At 72.5% G+C, this 17,926-nt stretch carries 17 protein-coding genes; 7 read left to right on the forward strand and 10 right to left on the reverse strand.

The window, feature by feature from the left end; translation table 11 throughout:
- The first annotated feature begins 28 nt into the window (after positions 1–28).
- Together rmuC and ACVCAG_RS26925 are read left to right on the forward strand one after the other, a co-directional pair.
- A complete protein-coding gene (rmuC, locus tag ACVCAG_RS26920; RefSeq protein WP_440085649.1) occupies positions 29–1,333 on the forward strand; it encodes a DNA recombination protein RmuC in 1,305 nt (434 codons plus the stop codon).
- 142 nt (positions 1,334–1,475) lie between these two features.
- Positions 1,476–2,015 carry a DUF6542 domain-containing protein gene (locus ACVCAG_RS26925; protein WP_440085586.1) on the forward strand — a complete coding sequence of 180 codons (540 nt, stop codon included), beginning with the start codon at positions 1,476–1,478 and terminating at the stop codon, positions 2,013–2,015.
- Between the two features lie 109 nt (positions 2,016–2,124).
- On the opposite strand, the gene ACVCAG_RS26930 is transcribed toward ACVCAG_RS26925, so the two are convergent.
- Positions 2,125–3,093, reverse strand: a complete 969-nt coding sequence (locus ACVCAG_RS26930; protein WP_440085587.1) for a 4-hydroxy-3-methylbut-2-enyl diphosphate reductase — start codon at positions 3,091–3,093, stop codon at positions 2,125–2,127.
- 112 nt (positions 3,094–3,205) lie between these two features.
- Between ACVCAG_RS26930 and ACVCAG_RS26935 the strand changes: the two genes are divergently transcribed.
- Both ACVCAG_RS26935 and xseA read left to right on the forward strand, forming a co-directional pair.
- Positions 3,206–4,720: a hypothetical protein gene (locus ACVCAG_RS26935; protein WP_440085588.1), complete on the forward strand. Its 1,515-nt coding sequence runs from the start codon at positions 3,206–3,208 to the stop codon at positions 4,718–4,720.
- Positions 4,721–4,747: 27 nt separating this feature from the next.
- Entirely contained in the window at positions 4,748–5,956 is a 1,209-nt protein-coding gene (xseA, locus tag ACVCAG_RS26940) for an exodeoxyribonuclease VII large subunit (RefSeq protein ID WP_440068353.1), read from the forward strand.
- Here the strand turns inward: xseA and ACVCAG_RS26945 are convergent.
- Positions 5,934–6,401 (reverse strand): GNAT family N-acetyltransferase, encoded by a 468-nt coding sequence (locus ACVCAG_RS26945; protein WP_440085589.1) that lies wholly within the window; start codon positions 6,399–6,401, stop codon positions 5,934–5,936. The genes xseA and ACVCAG_RS26945 overlap by 23 nt on opposite strands.
- Positions 6,402–6,589: 188 nt before the next feature.
- Between ACVCAG_RS26945 and ACVCAG_RS26950 the strand changes: the two genes are divergently transcribed.
- Positions 6,590–6,820, forward strand: a complete 231-nt coding sequence (locus ACVCAG_RS26950; RefSeq protein WP_350971911.1) for an exodeoxyribonuclease VII small subunit — start codon at positions 6,590–6,592, stop codon at positions 6,818–6,820.
- Between the two features lie 234 nt (positions 6,821–7,054).
- On the opposite strand, the gene ACVCAG_RS26955 is transcribed toward ACVCAG_RS26950, so the two are convergent.
- The 5 genes from ACVCAG_RS26955 to ACVCAG_RS26975 form a co-directional block, all read right to left on the reverse strand.
- Entirely contained in the window at positions 7,055–8,092 is a 1,038-nt protein-coding gene (locus tag ACVCAG_RS26955; RefSeq protein WP_440085590.1) for a hypothetical protein, read from the reverse strand.
- 218 nt (positions 8,093–8,310) lie between these two features.
- Positions 8,311–9,444: an FAD-dependent oxidoreductase gene (locus ACVCAG_RS26960; protein ID WP_440085591.1), complete on the reverse strand. Its 1,134-nt coding sequence runs from the start codon at positions 9,442–9,444 to the stop codon at positions 8,311–8,313.
- Positions 9,445–9,522: 78 nt separating this feature from the next.
- The gene (locus ACVCAG_RS26965; protein ID WP_440085592.1) at positions 9,523–10,401 is read right to left on the reverse strand and encodes an RNA polymerase sigma-70 factor; all 879 of its coding nucleotides are present in this window, start codon (positions 10,399–10,401) and stop codon (positions 9,523–9,525) included.
- 464 nt (positions 10,402–10,865) lie between these two features.
- A complete protein-coding gene (locus ACVCAG_RS26970) occupies positions 10,866–11,399 on the reverse strand; it encodes a DUF4245 domain-containing protein (RefSeq protein WP_440085593.1) in 534 nt (177 codons plus the stop codon).
- A 38-nt stretch (positions 11,400–11,437) separates the two neighbouring features.
- Positions 11,438–12,043 (reverse strand): TetR family transcriptional regulator, encoded by a 606-nt coding sequence (locus ACVCAG_RS26975; protein WP_440068346.1) that lies wholly within the window; start codon positions 12,041–12,043, stop codon positions 11,438–11,440.
- 82 nt (positions 12,044–12,125) lie between these two features.
- Here ACVCAG_RS26975 and glpX point away from each other — a divergent pair, with 82 nt between their 5' ends.
- Complete coding sequence (glpX, locus tag ACVCAG_RS26980) at positions 12,126–13,160, forward strand: class II fructose-bisphosphatase (RefSeq protein ID WP_440085594.1); 1,035 nt, start codon at positions 12,126–12,128, stop codon at positions 13,158–13,160.
- Between the two features lie 6 nt (positions 13,161–13,166).
- Here the strand turns inward: glpX and ACVCAG_RS26985 are convergent, their stop codons facing one another.
- Complete coding sequence (locus ACVCAG_RS26985; protein WP_440085595.1) at positions 13,167–13,769, reverse strand: DUF1707 SHOCT-like domain-containing protein; 603 nt, start codon at positions 13,767–13,769, stop codon at positions 13,167–13,169.
- 286 nt (positions 13,770–14,055) lie between these two features.
- Between ACVCAG_RS26985 and ACVCAG_RS26990 the strand changes: the two genes are divergently transcribed.
- Positions 14,056–15,222 (forward strand): MFS transporter, encoded by a 1,167-nt coding sequence (locus tag ACVCAG_RS26990; protein WP_447190488.1) that lies wholly within the window; start codon positions 14,056–14,058, stop codon positions 15,220–15,222.
- A gap of 10 nt (positions 15,223–15,232) precedes the next feature.
- Here ACVCAG_RS26990 and iolD read toward each other — a convergent pair whose 3' ends face one another.
- Together iolD and iolB are read right to left on the reverse strand one after the other, a co-directional pair.
- A complete protein-coding gene (gene iolD / locus ACVCAG_RS26995) occupies positions 15,233–17,074 on the reverse strand; it encodes a 3D-(3,5/4)-trihydroxycyclohexane-1,2-dione acylhydrolase (decyclizing) (RefSeq protein WP_440085597.1) in 1,842 nt (613 codons plus the stop codon).
- A gap of 19 nt (positions 17,075–17,093) precedes the next feature.
- Positions 17,094–17,912 carry a 5-deoxy-glucuronate isomerase gene (gene iolB, locus ACVCAG_RS27000; protein ID WP_447190489.1) on the reverse strand — a complete coding sequence of 273 codons (819 nt, stop codon included), beginning with the start codon at positions 17,910–17,912 and terminating at the stop codon, positions 17,094–17,096.
- Between the last annotated feature and the right edge of the window lie 14 nt (positions 17,913–17,926).

The following is a 17,926-nucleotide window of genomic DNA, read 5'->3' on the forward strand; positions in this document are numbered from 1 at the left end:
GGCCTGGAATCATGCCGGGGTGGATGTCATGGCGCTCTCCTTCCAGCTCGCGGTGGGCCTCGCCGCGGGACTCGCGATCGGGTTCCTGCTGGGCCGGGCGCGCGCCTCCTCGGGAGCCGCGGACGTCGCGGCGCGCCTGGCCGACGCCGAGGCCCGCGCGAAGATCGCCGAAGAGAAGGTCGCCTACATCGAGGGGCAGCTCTCCGAACGGTTCCAGGCCCTGTCGAGCCGGGCGCTCGACGTCAACAACCTGCGGTTCCTGGAGCTGGCGGAGACGAGACTGGCCGCCAACCGGGCCGAGGCGGCCGGCGAGCTGGAACAGCGCAAGCAGGCCGTCGAGCACCTGATCGAGCCGCTGAAGGACACCCTGGCCCGCGTCGAGACGCAGCTGCGCGACACCCAGACGGGCCAGCGGGCCGCCCACGCCGAGCTGGCCAAGCACATCGACGTCGTCCGCGAGAGCAACGAGCAGCTCCGCGCCCAGACGAGCTCGCTGGTACGGGCCCTGCAGCGGCCCGAGGCCAGGGGCAGGTGGGGGGAGCTCCAGCTCCGCAGGGTCGCCGAGATCGCCGGGATGCAGCGGTTCTGCGACTTCGACGAGCAGGTGAGCGTCACCACGCCGGACGGTGTCCTGCGGCCCGACATGATCGTGCGGCTGGCCGGCGGCAAGAACATCGTGGTCGACTCCAAGGTCTCGCTGTCCGCCTATCTGGAGGCCGCCGAGTCGGCCGATCCCGACCACCAGTCGGCCCGGCTCGACGCCCACGCCCGGCACGTGCGCGACCATGTCGACCGGCTCGCCTCGAAGCCCTACTGGCAGGCGTTCAGCCCGGCGCCGGAGTTCATGGTGCTGTTCATCCCCGGCGAGGCGTTCCTCGCCCCGGCCCTGGAACGCGACCCCGCCCTGCTGGAGTACGCCATGCGGCGCCGGGTCCACATCGCCACGCCCACCACGCTGATCACCATGCTCCGCACCGCGCAGTACGCCTGGCAGCAGGCCGCGCTCGGCGAGAACGCGCGGGCGATCTTCGAGGTCGGCAAGGAGCTGTACGAGCGGCTGAGCAGCATGGGACGCAACGTCGACGCCCTGGGCCGCTCGCTGAGCCGGGCCGTGGAGTCGTACAACAGGACGGTCGGCTCGCTGGAGACCCGGGTGCTGGTGAGCGCCCGCAAGCTGAACGATCTGGGGCTGGTCGAGACCGACCTGGACACGCCGCAGGCGGTCGAGGACCTGCCGCGCGCCCTGACCTCGCCGGAACTGCTCACGCAAGAGGAGCCAAGCTCACCTCTCGTATCCCGCCTGAACGGTAGGTTGGCCAACGACCTGCCCTAGAAACTGTTCCCTGACGGCTCCGGCGGCCGGACACTGGAGACATCGGGGTCGACGACGCGGAGGTCCGCGAGGGCCGGGCAGGGTCAAGGGGGCGAGTGGTGGACGAGCGAGGCGGCGTGCAGCCGGCCGGCGGGGTGATCGCATGAGTGAGCTTGACCGGACCGCGGGCATCCGGCTGACCGTCCGGGGCGCGCTGGCCTTCGTACTGGCGTCCACGCTGGTGGGCAGCCTGCTGCAGGCGTTGCTGGGAGTGGCGGCGCTGACCGGGGCGGCGTTCGTGGCCGGTTGCGTGGCCGCCGCGTCGCTCGTGAACCGCCGGGACCTGCTGTCGCTGGTGGTGTCCCCGCCCCTGGTCTTCTTCGTGACCACCGCGCTCATCGAGGCGGTCCGCTCCCTGTTCGCGGCCACCCCCGTCCAGGCCTTCGGCCTGGGCATGTACACGGCGCTGTCGCAGGGAGCCCCCTGGCTGTTCGGCGGCTCGTTCCTGGTGCTGGTCATCGCCTGGCGCCGCGGCCTGACCCGCTGCGTCCGGGAGCTGCGCGAGGAGCTCAAGGCGACCAAGGCCTCGGTCCCCCGCCCGAGGAGCGGCGGCGACGGCGGCGACGGCGGCACCGCCTTCGCCCCCGAGCCCGAGGGATACTTCGAGCCCAAGGTGTACGGCACCCCGCGCGAGGGGCAGTAGCGGCCGGGTGTGAGGCCTCGCCGGTGAGCGAGGCCTCGCCTGAGGGTCCCCGGGTGACGGGGTCTCCCGAGGGGGCGCCTGATCGGAGCCGCGTGATCCGGATCCGTGATCAGACCGTGGCGCGCAGGTCCTTGCGCAGCTCGTGCGGGAGCGCGAAGCGCACGCTCTCGTGGACGGACTCGACCTCTTCGACGTCCTCGAAACCGTTCCGCGCCAGGCGGGCCAGGACCTCGGCGACGAGCTCCTCGGGCACCGAGGCGCCACTCGTCACGCCGACCGTGGTGACGCCGTCGAACCAGGCGTCGTCGATGAGCGAGGCGTCGTCGACCAGGTAGGAGGCGTCGGCCCCGTGGTCGAGGGCGACCTCGACCAGCCGCTTGGAGTTGGAGGAGTTCTCCGAGCCGACGACGATGACCAGCTGGGCCTGGGCGGCGATCTCCTTGACCGCGACCTGGCGGTTCTGGGTGGCGTAGCAGATGTCGTCGCTCGGGGGGTCGATCAGGTTGGGGAAGCGCTCCTTGAGCCGGGAGACCGTCTCGGTCGTCTCGTCCACCGACAGCGTGGTCTGTGACAGCCAGACCAGCCGATCGGGATCCTTGACCCGCACGGTGTCGACCGAGTGCAGGCCGTCGACGAGCTGGACGTGGTCGGGCGCCTCGCCCGCGGTGCCCTCGACCTCCTCGTGGCCCTCGTGGCCGATGAGGAGGATGTCGTAGTCCTGGGAGGCGAAGCGCTTGGCCTCGTTGTGCACCTTGGTCACCAGGGGGCAGGTGGCGTCGATCGTCTTGAGGCTGCGCAGGGCGGCCTCCTGGTGGACGGCCGGGGAGACCCCGTGGGCGGAGAAGACGACGATGGCGCCCTCGGGCACCTCCTCGGTCTCCTCGACGAAGATCGCCCCGCGCTGCTCCAGCGTCTTGACCACGTGGGTGTTGTGGACGATCTGCTTACGAACGTAGATCGGGGCACCGTACTGCTCCAGTGCCTTCTCCACGGCCTGCACCGCACGATCAACCCCCGCGCAGTAACCACGGGGCTTCGCCACTAGTACGCGTCGGGTCGCGGGGGTGTCTGAAGTCATGCTCTTATGCTACGTGGACACGCCCGCGAGACAGCCCATACGTCCCACAGGTTCATGCGGCACAAGTCTTGCCACACTAGCCTTCTCGATACAGACCTCCCAGGGAGACGATATGTCAGTCCCCGACATGATCCGCAATGTCACACAAAAGGCAAAAGACCTGCCGCTGCACATGTTGCAGAGCGCGCTGAGCGGGGTCGGCCAGGCCCTGCTCCTCGGCGACCGCGTCCGGAACAGGTTCAAGGGCACCTCCGGCCAGGGCGAGACCGACGAGCCCCTCGGGACGGCCGGAGACAGCCCCGCGAAGACCGGCGAGAAGACCGCGGACCAGGCGGGGGAGCCCACCCGCCGCGAGCCCGTCATCTTCGCGCCGCGCCCGGAGAAGGCCGCGAGCAGGCCCGCCGCCGAGAGCAACGGGACCAGGACCACTCCCGACCCGGTCATCTTCAGCCCCACCAAGCCCGACACCGCGACGCCCTCCGCCCCCGAGGTCAAGGCTCCCGAGGCCGGGGCCGAGGCCGTCGACGCCCCGGCCGCCGCCGGAACCACCGAGGCACCCGCCGCTCCGGAGGCCGAGACCGCCACGGCGAAGCCCGCCGAGACCGTCGCCGCGGAGGCCCCCGCCGCGGAGCCGAAGACCACGCAGGCCCCCGCCGCCCCGGAGGCGAAGACCACGGAGGCCCCGGCCACCGCCGAAGCCGCCGAAGCCGCCGAAGCCGCCGAAGCCGCCGAAGCCAAGGTCGCGGAGGCCCCGGCCGCCGAGCCCACCAAGCCCGCCGAGCTCGAGGTCACCGAGAGCGCCGCCACAAAGGCCACAAAGGCCACAAAGGCCACGGAGACCACCGCCCCCGAGGCACCCGCCGCCGATGCCGAGGCTCCCGCCAGGAAGCCCAGGACCACCCGGGCCAAGGCTCCCGTCGCGAAGCCCGAGGCCGCGGAGCCCCAGGCCGCCGAGGCGAGCGCGGTCGCCGAGACCCCCGCCAAGAAGCCCCGGGCCACCCGGGCCACCCGGGCCAAGGCCAAGGCTCCGGCCAACGAGGCCGCCGCGCCCGAGACCGTGGAATCCAAGGCCGTGAGTTCCAAGGCCGCGCGGTCCAAGGCCGCGCAGTCCGGGACCACCGCGCCCGAGGCCGCCCAGACCGCTCCGAAGGCCAGGGCGACCAGGACCCGCAAGACCGCCAAGGCCGCCCCCGCGGAGACCGTGGCCGAGAACACGACCGAGAGCGCGGAGAGCGGCGCCCTGACGAGCGCCACGGAGAGCAGCACGGCGAACGCCTCCGCGGAGGCCGTGCTCGAGACCCCCTCGGCGGTGAAGGTCGAGGTGACGAAGGTCGAGACCGCGAAGCCTGAGACCGCGGACGCCGCGGTGGTCGAGGTGACGGAGACCAGGGCCGCGGTCCCCGAGGCGGCCGAGGCGACCGGTTCCTCCACGGCGACGACCGGCACGCCCGCCGAGCCGCTGCCCGGTTACGCGGAGCTGACGGTCGCGTCCCTGCGGGCGCGGATGCGCGGCAGGACGGCCGAGCAGATCCTGGAACTGATCACCTACGAGCGGGCCACCACCAACCGCGAGACCGTCGTGCGGATGTACGAGAACCGCCTGGCCAAGCTGGAGACCGCGGAATAGTCACGTCCGGCGCGTAGGCTCCCGGCCATGAGCTCGAAGACCACCCCTGAGCAGCCCCTCCCGGTTCGCACGGTGTTGCAGATGGTCGGCGGCTGGATCGGCAAGCTCGGCACCGTCTGGGTCGAGGGGCAGATCACCGAGCTGACCGCCCGCGGCGGCACGGTGTTCCTGACGTTGCGTGACCCGGTGGCCAACGTGTCGGCCCGGGTCACCTGCCCGCGCGGCGTGTACGAGGCGACCCTCCCCCGGCCGGTGGACGGCGCGAGGATCGTGGCCCACCTGAAGCCCGACTTCTGGGTCAACAAGGGTTCCTTCGCGTTCACCGCGCTGGAGTTGCGGCCGGTCGGGGTCGGCGAGCTGCTGGCGCGGCTGGAGCGGCTGCGCCAGCTGCTGGCCTCCGAGGGGCTCTTCGGTGTCGACAGGAAGCGGCGGCTGCCGTTCCTGCCGGGCACGGTCGGCCTGATCTGCGGTCGTGACTCGGCCGCCGAGCGCGACGTGCTGGAGAACTCGCGGCGCCGCTGGCCCGCCGTGCGGTTCAAGGTCGAGCCGGTGGCCGTGCAGGGGCCGTACGCGGTCGGCGAGGTCACCGAGGCGCTGCGCAAGTTCGACGCGGACGGCGAGGTCGACGTCATCGTGGTCGCGCGCGGCGGCGGGTCGATGGAGGACCTGCTGCCCTTCTCGGACGAGGCCCTCGTCCGGGCGGTGGCGGCGTGCCGCACGCCCGTGGTCAGCGCGATCGGCCACGAGCAGGACAACCCGCTGCTCGACCTCGTCGCCGACGTGCGCGCGTCCACGCCGACGGACGCGGCGAAGAAGGTCGTGCCGGACGTCGGCGAGCAGATGACGCTGATCCGCCAGCTCCGCGACCGGGGCCGCAGGGTGGCGGGCGGCTGGCTCGACCGCGAGACGGCCTGGCTGGCGGCGGCCCGCTCCCGGCCCTCTCTCGCCGACCCGGTGCGCGAGGTCGAGCGCAGGGCCGAGCAGGCCGAGCAGCTCAGAGACCGGGCGAGACGCTCCCTCACCGCCTCCCTGGACCGCGCCCAGGATTCGCTGGAGCACCTGCGCGCCCGCCTGGTCTCGCTGTCCCCGGCCGCCACGCTGGAGCGCGGCTACGCGATCGTGCAGCGCCCCTCGGGCGATGTCGTACGTCTCGCGAGCGAGGTCTCCCCCGGTGACGAGCTGACGGTGCGCTTCCCCGACGACCGGGTGACGGTCAGGAGTGAGACCGCCACGTGAGCGAGGGATAGCCGTCGTCGACGAAGCCGAACTGCCGGTAGAGGGGCTCGGCGTCGGAGGTCGCGTGCAGGTCGACCCTGTGGACCCCGCTGTCGCGGTACCACTCCAGGAGGGCTCCCATGATCGCCCGGCCGTGGCCCCGGCGCCGGTGCCGGGGGTCGGTGGCCATGCCCTGGACGTAGCCGTAGCGGCCGTCGGGGAGGGAGGGGCCGGGGAAACGCTGGAAGATGAGGCCGATCCCGCAGGCCGCCAGTCCTCGGGGGGCGTCCACCACGTAGACGGCCGTGTCGGAACTGCCCAGCCGCTCCTCAAGGCTCTCCGCGTAGGCCCCCTGCCACTCCTCGTCGATGGGGTAGGTGCCGTCCTGAGCCATCCGGTCGGCCAGGACCTCACGGAGACGCACCAGCTCGGGGATGTCCTCGGGGGTCGCGTCGCGAACACTCATCCGAGCATCCTCCCAGCCGTACGCCGCGGTGGAGCGACCGGGGAGGCGCCTTGTGGATCACCCGCGGGCGGCCGGTACGGCGAGCCGGGGCGCCGCCGGGTGGGCGTCACCGGTGAGACCGTGCCGTGACCACGCCGGGTGGACGTCACGGGCTGAAGATCCCCGGGACACGACCTAAGGTGGGAGGTGTGGCCGATGAGAAGACACCGTCGTACGAGCAGGCGCGCGAGGAGCTGACCGAGGTGGTCCGCAGCCTTGAGGCGGGCGGGCTCACTCTGGAACAGTCGATCGAGCTCTGGGAGCGCGGCGAGAGGCTGGCCGCGGTCTGCGAGGAGTGGCTCCAGGGGGCCAGGGTGAAGCTCGCGGCGGCCATGGCGCAGCGGCGGCAGCCCGACCCCGCCGGAGACGCCCCCTTCTGAGCCTTCTGAGCGGCCCGGTCCGAGCGCGCCCGCGCCAACGGTCACCTCGTGTTCGGCGTCGTCCGGACGGTCCTCGCGGTCACGTGACGGTCCGGCCCGGAGCTCCCGGTCGAGGGCGAGGAGTCTGGCCGCCGTTCCTTGAAGCGTCCGCCAAAGCGGCTTCTCCCGAAGAAACTCCACCCGGCCGTGGCGCACCGGGTCACCGTCCCCGTCGGCACGGGCGGCCCGGGACGGTCACATCACGGCCACCGCCGTCGCCTCGGGTCGCGGACGGCGGGCGGCGCGGCGGTCCGCGACGAGGAGGGACAGCAGGCCGGCGAGGGTCCAGAATCCCAAGGTGAGGGCGGGGGCGCCGGCTCCGGTGCCGTCGAAGAAGCCGATGGCGCGCACGAGGCTGCCGGAGGCGCCCGGGGGGAGCAACTGGCCGAGGGTGGCCCAGCCGGTGGGCAGCCAGTGGGGGCCGGCCAGGCCCGACAGCGGGTTGCCGAGGAACATCATCACGGCGGCGCCGGCGCCGAGGCCCGCCAAGCCGAACAGGGACTCCAGCGCGAGGAAGGGGATCGACAGCGCGGCCATGCCAAGGGCCAGCCCGAGCGCGGTGAGCCAGTAGGTGCCGTGCAGGGAGCCGAACCCGTACTGCAGGACGGCGGCGACGGCGGCTCCGGCGACCAGGGCGAACAGGATCACCCCGGCCAGGCGGCGGCGCAGGCCGGCGTGCCCGGGGAACAGGCGCAGCAGGGCGACCGCGGGCAGGATCCCGCCGATGAGCAGGGGGAAGGCGCCGGCGGTGAATCCGGCACCGCGGGGGTCGTCGGCGGGGAAGGGCACCACGTCCTGGACGGTGGCCCCGCTCCGCTGCCCGGCGGCCATCGCGGTGCCCAGAGCGCTGATCGCCGCGCCGGCCTGCTGACCGGCCGCGCTCGCGGTGTAGACGGTGATGCCGTCGGCACCGAGAGCGAGCCCGCCGACGACATCGCGCTGCTCGATGGCGCTCTGGAGGGCCCGCGGGTCGGAATAGACGGTGACGTCCCAGGCCTCGCCGTCCAGGCCGCCCTGGACGGCGTGGACGGCCTGCCGCGGTCCGGTCAGGCCGAGGGGCACGTGGTGGGGACCGCTGTTGAGGGAGGGGAGGGCGAAGGCGCACAGCATCACGAGGAGCACCGCGGTCAGCCCGACGACGACGCCGAGCAGCGTGCGCACCGTGGCGGGGGGCCGCGGACCGGACGGGGCGTCGGGGCCGGTGGCGGGGTGGGTCATGGGGGTGGCGGACATCGGGAATCTTCTACTTTCGGCTGTCGGGGAGGCGTTGTCGGCCGGTTGCCGGCCGGTTGCCGGCCGTCTTCTGTCCGGCTGCGCCGGTGGCCGTGTATCCGGCGTCTCCGGCGTCTCCGGCGTCTTCAGGGGTGCAGAGGCGTTGGGGCATGGTCACGCGGGGCCGCGGAGATCGTGTCCCACCCGGATCCACCGGTCGGCGGATCCGGGCGGGAGCGTCACCCCTGCCTGGCGCCGATCACGGTCACGGCGGGGTGGCGAAGGTTGTACCAACCGGTGACGCCGAGCACGAACTTCTTGAGCATCGCCACCGGGCGACCCGTGCGCACCTTCCCGTGGGGGCTGCCGTCGAGGTCGGTGGGCTGGAGGAGGCCGTCCCACTCGCCGAGGCTGACGCACAGGGCGTCGGCCTTGACGCGCAGCGGCTTCGGGCTACGCCCGGCCATACGGGCTGTGATCGCGTGGAAGGCGCACGCGGCCGCCAGCCCCCCGGGTCCGCAGCCCATGCGCAGCACCTGTCCGTCCTGGGTGTGCGCGGCGGCGGCGTCCCCGATGCCGTAGACCTCCGGGTGCGACCGCGAGCGCAGGGTTCCGTCCACGACCATGCGGCCGTGGTCGTCCACGGCCAGCCCGGCCTCGCGCGCCAGCTCCGGGACCGTGAAGCCGGTGGTCCACGCCACCGTGTCGGCGGCGACGTGCTCGCCCCCCTCCAGCAGCACGCCGTCCGCGCCGACCTTGGCGACCCTGGCGTGTTCCCACACCTGGACGCCGAGGCGGCTCAGAGCGCGGTGCAGGTAGTCACGGCCCTGCTCGGACAGTTCCTGGCCCAGCGCTCCGCCGGTGACCAGCCGCACCGTGCGGTCGGGGTAGGTCTCGGCCAGCGCGGTGGCCGTCTCCAGACCGGTCGGCCCGGCGCCGACCACGGCGACCGTGTCGGCGGTGCGCATCCGGTCGCGCAGCCGCTCGGCCTGTTCCCCGCCGGCGACGGTGTAGGCGTGCTCGGCCACCCCGGGGACGGTGTCCAGGTCGGCGCGGCTGCCCAGCGCGTACACCAGCAGGTCGTAGCCGATCGGTTCGGCGCCACCGGCCAGTTCCACCCGCCTGCCCTCCGTGTCGACGCGCGTGACCCGGTCGACGATCAGCCGGACGCCGGTGCCCTCGAACAGTCCGCGCAGCGGCAGGTGGCGCACCCTCCGGCCGGAGGCGAGCTGGTGGTTGCGCATCCGCTCCACGAACCGGTCACGGTCGTTGACGATCGTGACGTTCGCGCCGGTGCGCCTGGCGAGCAGCTTGGCGGTCGTGACGCCGGTGTATCCGGCGCCCAGGACCGCGATGTTCGGTGTCGTCGTCATGAGCGTTCTCCATCCGTCGTTCGACGCTGGATGAACGGGATACGGCGGCGATTCGTGACACCTCGACCCGAGAAACGATTACATCTTTTGCTTCGCGATGAAGGTGAGCTTGTCTGGGTTGGCGATGGTACGGAGGGTAACGACGCGGTCGCCGTCGAACTCGAGGGCGGTGACTCCGGACAACCGGCCGTCCAGGTACACCATGAGGGCGGGCTCCCCGTTCACCACGTCCGGTACGAGGCGGATGCGCTGCGCGTACTCGGCGAGGACGCGCAGGTAACGCAGGACCTGCTCCCGGCCGACCAGCGGACGCCGCACCGCTCGCGCCTTGCCGCCACCGTCGGCCCAGGCGACGACGTCCTCGGCCAGCATCCGCTCCAGCGCCGGCACGTCACCGGCCAGCGTGGCCTCCAGGAACCGCTCCAGGAGTTTCCGGTGCTGCCCGGACGGGGCGGTGAACCGCTTGCGCTCCTCGGCGACATGCCGCTGCGCCCGGCGGTACAACTGCCGTGCGTGCGGCTCGCTCACCTCCAGGATCTCCGCGACCTCGCGGTGGCTGTGACCGAACGCCTCGCGCAGCACGAACACCGCCCGTTCCGGCGGGGTGAGCCGCTCCAGCAGCACCAGCATCCCCAGCGACAGCGACTCCCGCTGCTCCACCGTCTCCAGCGGGCCGAGCGCGCCGCCACCGGTGACGACCGGCTCGGGCAGCCACGTCCCGACATAGCGCTCCCGCTGCGCCCGCGCCGAGGTGAGCCGGTCCAGGCACAGGTTGGTGACCACCTTGGTCAGCCACGCCTCCGGCGAGATCGCCGTGTCGCTGCGCTCCCAGCGCAGGTAGGCGTCCTGCACCACGTCCTCGGCCCCTGAGGCCTCCCCGAGCAGCCGGTAGGCCACCCCAAACAGGCGCCCGCGGTTGGCCTCGAACCGCTCCAGCCGCTCCTCGGTCACGCCCATGACCGGCTCCCGCCCGCGCGTGGCGGGATCCGGGCCGCTATGGCCGGGCCCGCGCTCCGGCCGCGCGTGTCAGGGGGGAAGGACATCACGGACGCGCTTCCGCTCGGCTCCCGCAAAGATCGGACACTCGATCAGCGTAACCGCCGGTCGGGTCGCCCTCTTCTTCCCCTGTCACCACACGGGTCCGGAGGCCCCCGGCACGCTCGTGACCGGCGCCGTCCCGTTCGTCACCGGCATTGCCTGCGGCGTCGGAGGCGGAACGGCGCGCCCATGGCATGTCCGGCGGAACGGAGGCGGAACGGCACGCCCCACGGCATGACCGGCGGCGGCGGCGGATGTGGAGCGGCGCGCCCGATGGCCGGGACCCGCGACGAGAGGAGCCGGCGTGCGGCGAGCGCGGAACCGGGCCGGGCCGGGCCGGGCCCCAGAGTGAGCGCGATCTTCGACCTGCGGGGAAACGGGCCTCAGGAGGTGACTCTCGGCTGCTGCTTGAGGGATCCGGCCAGGGCGGACAGCTCGTCCCACGGGGCGGTGCCGGTGACGACGATCGTGACGTCCGGCAGGAACCGGACGAGGGAACGCTGGTTCTTGTCCTCGCGGAGGCGCTGCTCCCAGGTCACGCCGTTGATCTGGACGGTGCCGGTGACCGTGGAGGTGTTGGAGAGCCGGTTGGCGAACCCGGCCGCGGGCTTCTCGTTGCTCTGGGCGAGCATCGCGTGGAAGCGCTTGGCGGTGGCGAAGCCGAGCCTCCAGGTCGTGACGCCGTTGACGTTCGTGTTCCTGGAGCTGTTCGGGACCCATCCGGTGGCGACGGGCTCGGGTGCCCACACCTGGAAGGGCGCCGTGCGTCGCAGGTCGGCCAGGGCGATCGAGTAGTCGACCCTGGGAATGTGCTCGGTTCTGCTCTGCGGCGTGACCAGCAGGAACAGGCCGACGGCGCCCAGGCAGACCGCCATCGCGAACACGTAGCCGTAGAAGCCCTGAGTGAACTTTTGCACGACTGTCGACACTATCCGTTCGGGAGGGCGGTCCGGCCTCAGGGGCGGCGGATCTGGGCGATGATGGTCAGCACGTCCTCGGCCAGGGCCCGGGAGGCGTCCTCGTCGTCGGACAGGGCGACCTCGGAGACCGCGGCGGCGAGTGCGCCGGTGAGGACCACGACCAGCGCTCCCTCGTCGCCCTCGAACAGGGCCGCGTTGCGCTTGGCCCACTGCCTGAGCCGGTCGCGCATGATGAGCTCGAACCCCGGCGGCCCGTCTCCGCGCAGGAACAGCGCGGAGATCTCCCGCTCGGTCAGGCAGCCCTCCAGGTAGGCGCGGGCCCCGGCGATGAACAGCCGCATCGGGTCGCTCTCACCGTCGGCCCTGGAGTCCTGGACCGCCTGCTTGGTCCGCTGGGTCTGACGGGTCTGGAACTCCTCGAAGAGGGTGAGGTAGAGATCGGCCTTTCCGGAAAAATGGTGGTAAAGACTTCCGACACTCGCTCCCGCGCGGGCGACCACGTCGGTGACCCCGGTCTCGGCGAAACCGCTCGTGACGAAGATCTCCCTCGCGGCGGACAGGAGCGCGACGCGCGTGGCGGCACCCCGCTCGGAGGTCCGCGCACCCACGCCCTTCACCAGTCGTTCCGTGTCGCTGCTCATGGTGGGCACATTATCCTCCGCCGACCGGTCAGAGGGGCGCCAACTACGATCGTTGCATTGACCACGAGAGGGGTTTCCCACCATGTCCGATGAGACGTCCGTTCCCGACGCCCTCGCCACGGGAGAACACGCACCCGATCGCAACCTCGCTCTGGAACTGGTCCGGGTCACGGAGGCGGCCGCGATGGCCGGCGCCCGCTGGGTCGGGCGGGGTGACAAGAACGGTGCCGACGGCGCCGCGGTGAACGCCATGCGCCAGCTGATCAACACGGTGTCCATGAGCGGCGTGGTGGTGATCGGTGAAGGCGAGAAGGACAACGCGCCGATGCTCTACAACGGCGAGCACGTGGGCGACGGCAGCGGCCCGGCGTGCGACGTGGCCGTGGACCCGATCGACGGCACCCGGCTCACCGCACTCGGCATGCCCAACGGCATCTCGGTGATCGCGGTCAGCGAGCGCGGCTCGATGTACGACCCGTCGGCCGTCTTCTACATGGACAAGCTGGTCACCGGCCCCGAGGCCGCCTCTTCGGTCGACATCAACGCCCCGGTGGCCGACAACATCGCCGCGGTGGCCCGCGCCAAGGGCGGCGAGCCCTCGGACGTGACCGTGGTCGTCCTCGACCGGCCCCGCCACGAAAAGATCATCCGTGAGATCCGGGAGGCCGGAGCCCGGATCAGGCTCATCACCGACGGTGACGTGGCCGGTGCGATCATGGCGGCCCGGGTGGGCACGGGAGTCGACCTGATGCTCGGCATCGGCGGCACCCCGGAGGGCATCATCGCCGCCTGCGCGCTCAAGTGCCTGGGCGGCGTCATCCAGGGCAGGCTCTGGCCGCAGGACGACGCCGAGCGCCGCCGGGCGCTGGACGCGGGCCTCGACCTCGACGCCACACTGAGCACCGACGACCTGGTCAGGTCCGACGACGTGTTCTTCGCGGCCACCGGGATCACCGACGGTGAGCTGATGCAGGGCGTCCGCTACCGCGCGGGGAGGGCCATCACCAACTCCCTGGTCATGCGCGGCCGTTCCGGGACGATACGGAAGATCGAGAGCGAGCACCAGCTCTGGAAGCTGCGGGCCTACAGCGCGATCAACTTCGACAGCGCCAGCTGAGCGGCGTCAGCGGCGGAACCAGGAGCGGCGAGGACGCTTGGGAGACTTGGCCACGATGCTCCCGAGCGTGACGACGCCGGTGATCTCGATGACCGGCCCGTCGGGCGAGGCCGGGACCTGGTTCTTCTTCCCGCCCATGAACGCCGAGGCGGGCATCTCGATCCGCACGCCCTCGGGGACGATCAGGGTGAGGGTGCCGCCCATCACGGTGACGTGCAGGGTCACGTGGCTGGACTGGAGCAGCGCGTCACGCAGGTCGAGCTTGACGTTGGCGCAGATCGCGGTGGCCGTGAACCTGGTCGGCACGACCCAGCGGCCCGAGCGCTCCTCGGAGCCGAAGAACGCCGTCACCGGGCGGACGTCGGTGCGGAGCGGCTGCGCCTCGGGCGGCAGCAGGTCGGCGGTGAGCGCGGAGAGCTCTCCCAGCGTGCGGACGCGGTAGAGGGCCTCGGTGCGCTCGTCGTGCTCCTCGTGGTCGAGGCGCCCGTCGGCGAGCGCGTCGCCCAGCACGGCGGCCACCCTCTCGCGGTCGGCGTCTCCGGCCCTCAGGTCGGCGGGGCGGGGCTCGGGGGCGTAACGGCGGACGGCGGGGGGACGGGGACTCTCCACCCTTCGACCATAATCCCTGCCGGGGCTCCGGCAGCGGCGCGAGAGCACCGGCGTGCCCCGGACGTTCGGGCCCACGACGCCGCGGGCCCGTTCGCCGGCGGGTTCTCCGGTCACCCCGATCCCGGACACGGCGAACCCCGGCCTCCTCCGCTTCGAGCGCCCCCGTCCGGTCCCCCGCCCTCGACGGCACCGGTGAAACCGGCAGGTGACCGGCCATTGACCCCCGGATGGCCCGCCCATACCCTGACGTGAACTTGAATCCCCCTCATGTTCCCCGGAGGTCGTCATGCCGACCCCACGTGACCGGCAGGCGCGCGTGGCGACCTGGGCGGCCTTCTTCGTCCAGGGCCTCTGCCTCTCCACCCTGCTCACCCATGTGATCGACCTCCAGCGCAGGTTCGGGCTCAGCGACGGCGATCTCATCCTGGTCCTGCTGCTCGTGCCGGTGATCGCCGGTGTCGGCAGCGCGGTCGCGGGTCTCCTGGCGAGCCGGTACGGCAGCGCCCCGGTCCTGCGGATCTCCCAGGTCGGCGTCTGCACCGCGGTGGTCCTGTCGGGCTGGAACGACCAGCTCGTCGGCCTGTACGCGCTCAGCGCCGTGTTCGGCCTGTTCCTCGGCGCGGTGGACGCGGCGATGAACATGCAGGCGGTCGCGGTCGAGCGCCGGTACGGCGTGAGCGTGCTGACCGGCTTCCACGCCGTGTGGAGCGTCGGCTCGATGCTGGGGGCCGGATTCAACTCCGCCTTCAGCGAGCTCGGCGTGGAACTGCGCTGGTCCTTCTCCGTCCCGGTGCTGATCGGCGCGGTGATCTCAGTGATCATGCTTCCCCGCCTCTACGGGCGGGAGGAGGAGAGGTCCACCGAGCGGGCCGCGCACGTGGCGGCCCGGGTGCCGTGGCGGCCGATCATCCCGCTCTGCCTGGCGATGGCGTTCCTGTACGTCGGCGACGCGGCGGTCTCCGACTACAGCACGGTCTACATGGAGAAGGCGCTGGCGGCGAGCGGCTGGCTGGTGCCGTTCGCCTACTTCGTCTACCAGGCGACCATGCTCCTGGCCCGGGTACCCGGCGATCTCGCCGTCCGCAGGTACGGCCCTGCGCCGGTGGTCCGGGTGGGCGCGGTGATCGCGGCCGTGGGCACGCTGGGGGTCGTCGTGGCGCCCGGCGTCGCGGTGGCCGTCGTGTCGTTCGGCCTGATCGGCGTCGGCCTGTCCGTCATCGCCCCGCTGTCGTTCTCGGCGGCGGGCCGGATGGGCGCCGGGGCGGAGACCGCGATCGCGCGGGTCAACATGTTCAACTACGTCGGCTTCCTCGTCGGTGTCGCCGTGGTCGGGACGCTCAACGACACGGTGGGCATCCGGGTCGCCTTCGTGCCCGCCGCCGTCCTGGTGGCCCTGATCGTGTTCCTCGCCAGGGGCTTCCGGCCGGACCCGGAACCCGCCGCACGGCCGTAGCCCGGGGACCTCACAGGTAGGTGCGCTGGTCCCGTTTGGCCTGTTCGTAGGCGGCGCGGGCCCGCCGCGCCTCCGGCAGCCCCGACACCTCCGCCACCGGGACGTCCCACCAGGCCGTGGTCTGCGGAGCGGGACCCGGCACCGTCTCGACGTACACGACGGTGGTGCCGACGGCCTCCCTCGCCTTGGTGAGCGCCACCCGCAGGGATTCGGGGCCGTCGGCGCGGATCACGTCGGCGCCCAGGCTGGCCGCGTTGGCGGCCAGGTCGACCGGGAGGAGGGCCCCGTCCAGCGCGCCCCCGGCCCCGCGCATCCGGTAGGCGGTGCCCAGGCGCCCCGCGCCGACCGCCTCCGACAGCCCGCCGATGGAGGCGAAGCCCCGGTTGTCGACCAGCACCACGACGAGCTTGACGCCCTCCTGCACGGCGGTGGCGATCTCCTGGGCCATCATCAGGTAGGACCCGTCGCCGACCAGCACGAACACCTCGCGCTCGGGCGCGGCCAGCTTCACCCCGAGCCCTCCGGCGATCTCGTAGCCCATGCAGGAGTAGCCGTACTCGACGTGGTAGGACTTCGGGTCGCTCGCCCGCCACAGCTTGTGCAGGTCGCCGGGCATCGATCCGGCCGCGTTGACCACCACGTCCGAGGGCCGGGCCACCTCGTTGACCATGCCGAGCACCACCGGCTGGGTCAGCGCGTCCCCGGTCGTCAGCAGGGAGACCTGCTCCTGCCACTCGTGGGTCAGGCGCGTCGCCCTGGCGGTCCAGCCGAGGTCGGCGCTCCAGTCGCCGAGGTCCAGGGCGCGCAGTGCCTCGCGGGCGTCGGCGACGAGCATCTCGCCGGAGTGCTTGGCGGCGTCGAAGGCCGCGACGTTGACGTTGAGGAACGCGGCCTCGCCGAACAGGGTGCGGGAGGCGGTGGTGAAGTCGGTGTAGCGGGTGCCGACCCCGATGACCAGGTCGGCGTCGCGGGCCAGGTCGTTGGCGGCGGCGGTGCCGGTGTGCCCGATCGCGCCGACCGCGCAGGGGTGGTCGTAGGGCAGCGTCCCCTTGCCCGCCTGGGTCTCCCCCACCGGGACGCCGTGGTCGGCGGCGAACGCGGCCAGCGTCTCCCACGCCTCGCTGTAGACCACCCCGCCCCCCGCCACGATCAACGGCCGTCGCGACCGCCTGACCAGCTCGGCCGCCCGCGCCAGCGCGGCGGGTTCGGGGACGGGGCGCGCCACGTGCCACACCCGGCGGGCGAACAGCTCCTCGGGCCAGTCGTACGCCTCCGCCTGCACGTCCTGCGGCAGCGCCAGGGTGACCGCGCCCGTCTCGGCCGGGTCGGCCAGCACCCGCATCGCGGCCGGAAGGGCCGCGAGAAGCTGCTCGGGCCGGTTGATCCTGTCGAAGAACCGGGAGACGGGACGCAGCGCGTCGTTGACGGTCACGTCGGGGAAGCGGGGATCCTCCAGCTGCTGCAGGACCGGGTCGGCGGCGCGGGTGGCGAAGACGTCGCCGGGCAACAGCAGCACCGGGATCCGGTTGATCGTGGCCAGCGCCGCCCCGGTGACCATGTTGGTGGCGCCGGGGCCGATCGAGGAGGTGCAGGCGAAGGTGGACAGCCGGTTGCGGGCCCGCGCGTAGCCGACGGCGGTGTGCACCATGGCCTGCTCGTTGCGCGCCAGGTAGTACGGGAGGTCGCCGTCCGTGCCCGCCCCTCGCTCGGCCAGGGCCTGCCCGATCCCGGCGACGTTGCCGTGGCCGAAGATGCCCAGGCATCCGGCCACCAGCCGGTGTTCCGCTCCGTCGCGCTCCGACCACTGGTTCGCGAGGAACCGCAGGAGCGCCTGTGCCACGGTGAGTCTCATCACAATGCCTCACAAGGTCTTACGGGGCCTTTGTCATCGGAAGCCTCGGGTCGATCGGCTGCTGTGCCCACGAGGAGCGGATCCAGGCGTGCCGGGGGTCGTCGCAGAAGGCCATCGACCGTTCGGGCGCGGGCCCGGCCAGCACGTTCAGGTAGTAGAGGTCGTAGCCGGGGGCCGCCATCGACGGGCCGTGGTAGCCGCTGGGCACGAGCACCACGTCTCCGGCGGCCACCTCGGCCAGGGTGTCGTGCGTGCCGTACACCCGCTGGTAGCCGGGGCCGCCCTCGAAGTAGTAGATCTCCTCGAGCACGGCCTCGTGCTCGGAGGCCGTGTCGTGCTTGTGCGGTGGGTACGACGACCAGTTGCCGCCGGGGGTCAGCACCTCCACCGCGACGAGTTTGTCGCAGTCGAAGGCGTCGGGGGCGCAGAAGTTGTTGACCTGGCGACTGGCCGGCCCCGTCCCGCGCACCTCGACGGGGACCGCCCGCGCGGGACCGTACCGTACGGGGAAACGCCTGGTCGCGCGGGCGGCGGGGAGGGCGAAGCGGCCCTCGCCGGTGATCCGCGCGGTCGCGCCGACGGGCAGGTACGCGAAGTCGGTGACCGCGTGGAAGACCGAGGTCCTGCCGTCCAGCGTGAGCCGCTCCCCGTCGCACTCGACCACGCACGTGCCCGACAGCGGCAGGACCAGCATCTCCTCGTCACCGGTGTCGAACTCCACGCCCTCGCCGGACAGGCAGAGCACGCGGAGCCCCGCGTACGTCCACCCGGCCGCCTCCGGGGTGATCGACAGCGCCCACGGCGCCCGCGCGGTGCTTCCCGCGGGAACGAAGGTCATGGCCGCTCCTCGCC

It is taken from the genome of Streptosporangium sp. G12 (assembly GCF_052983175.1).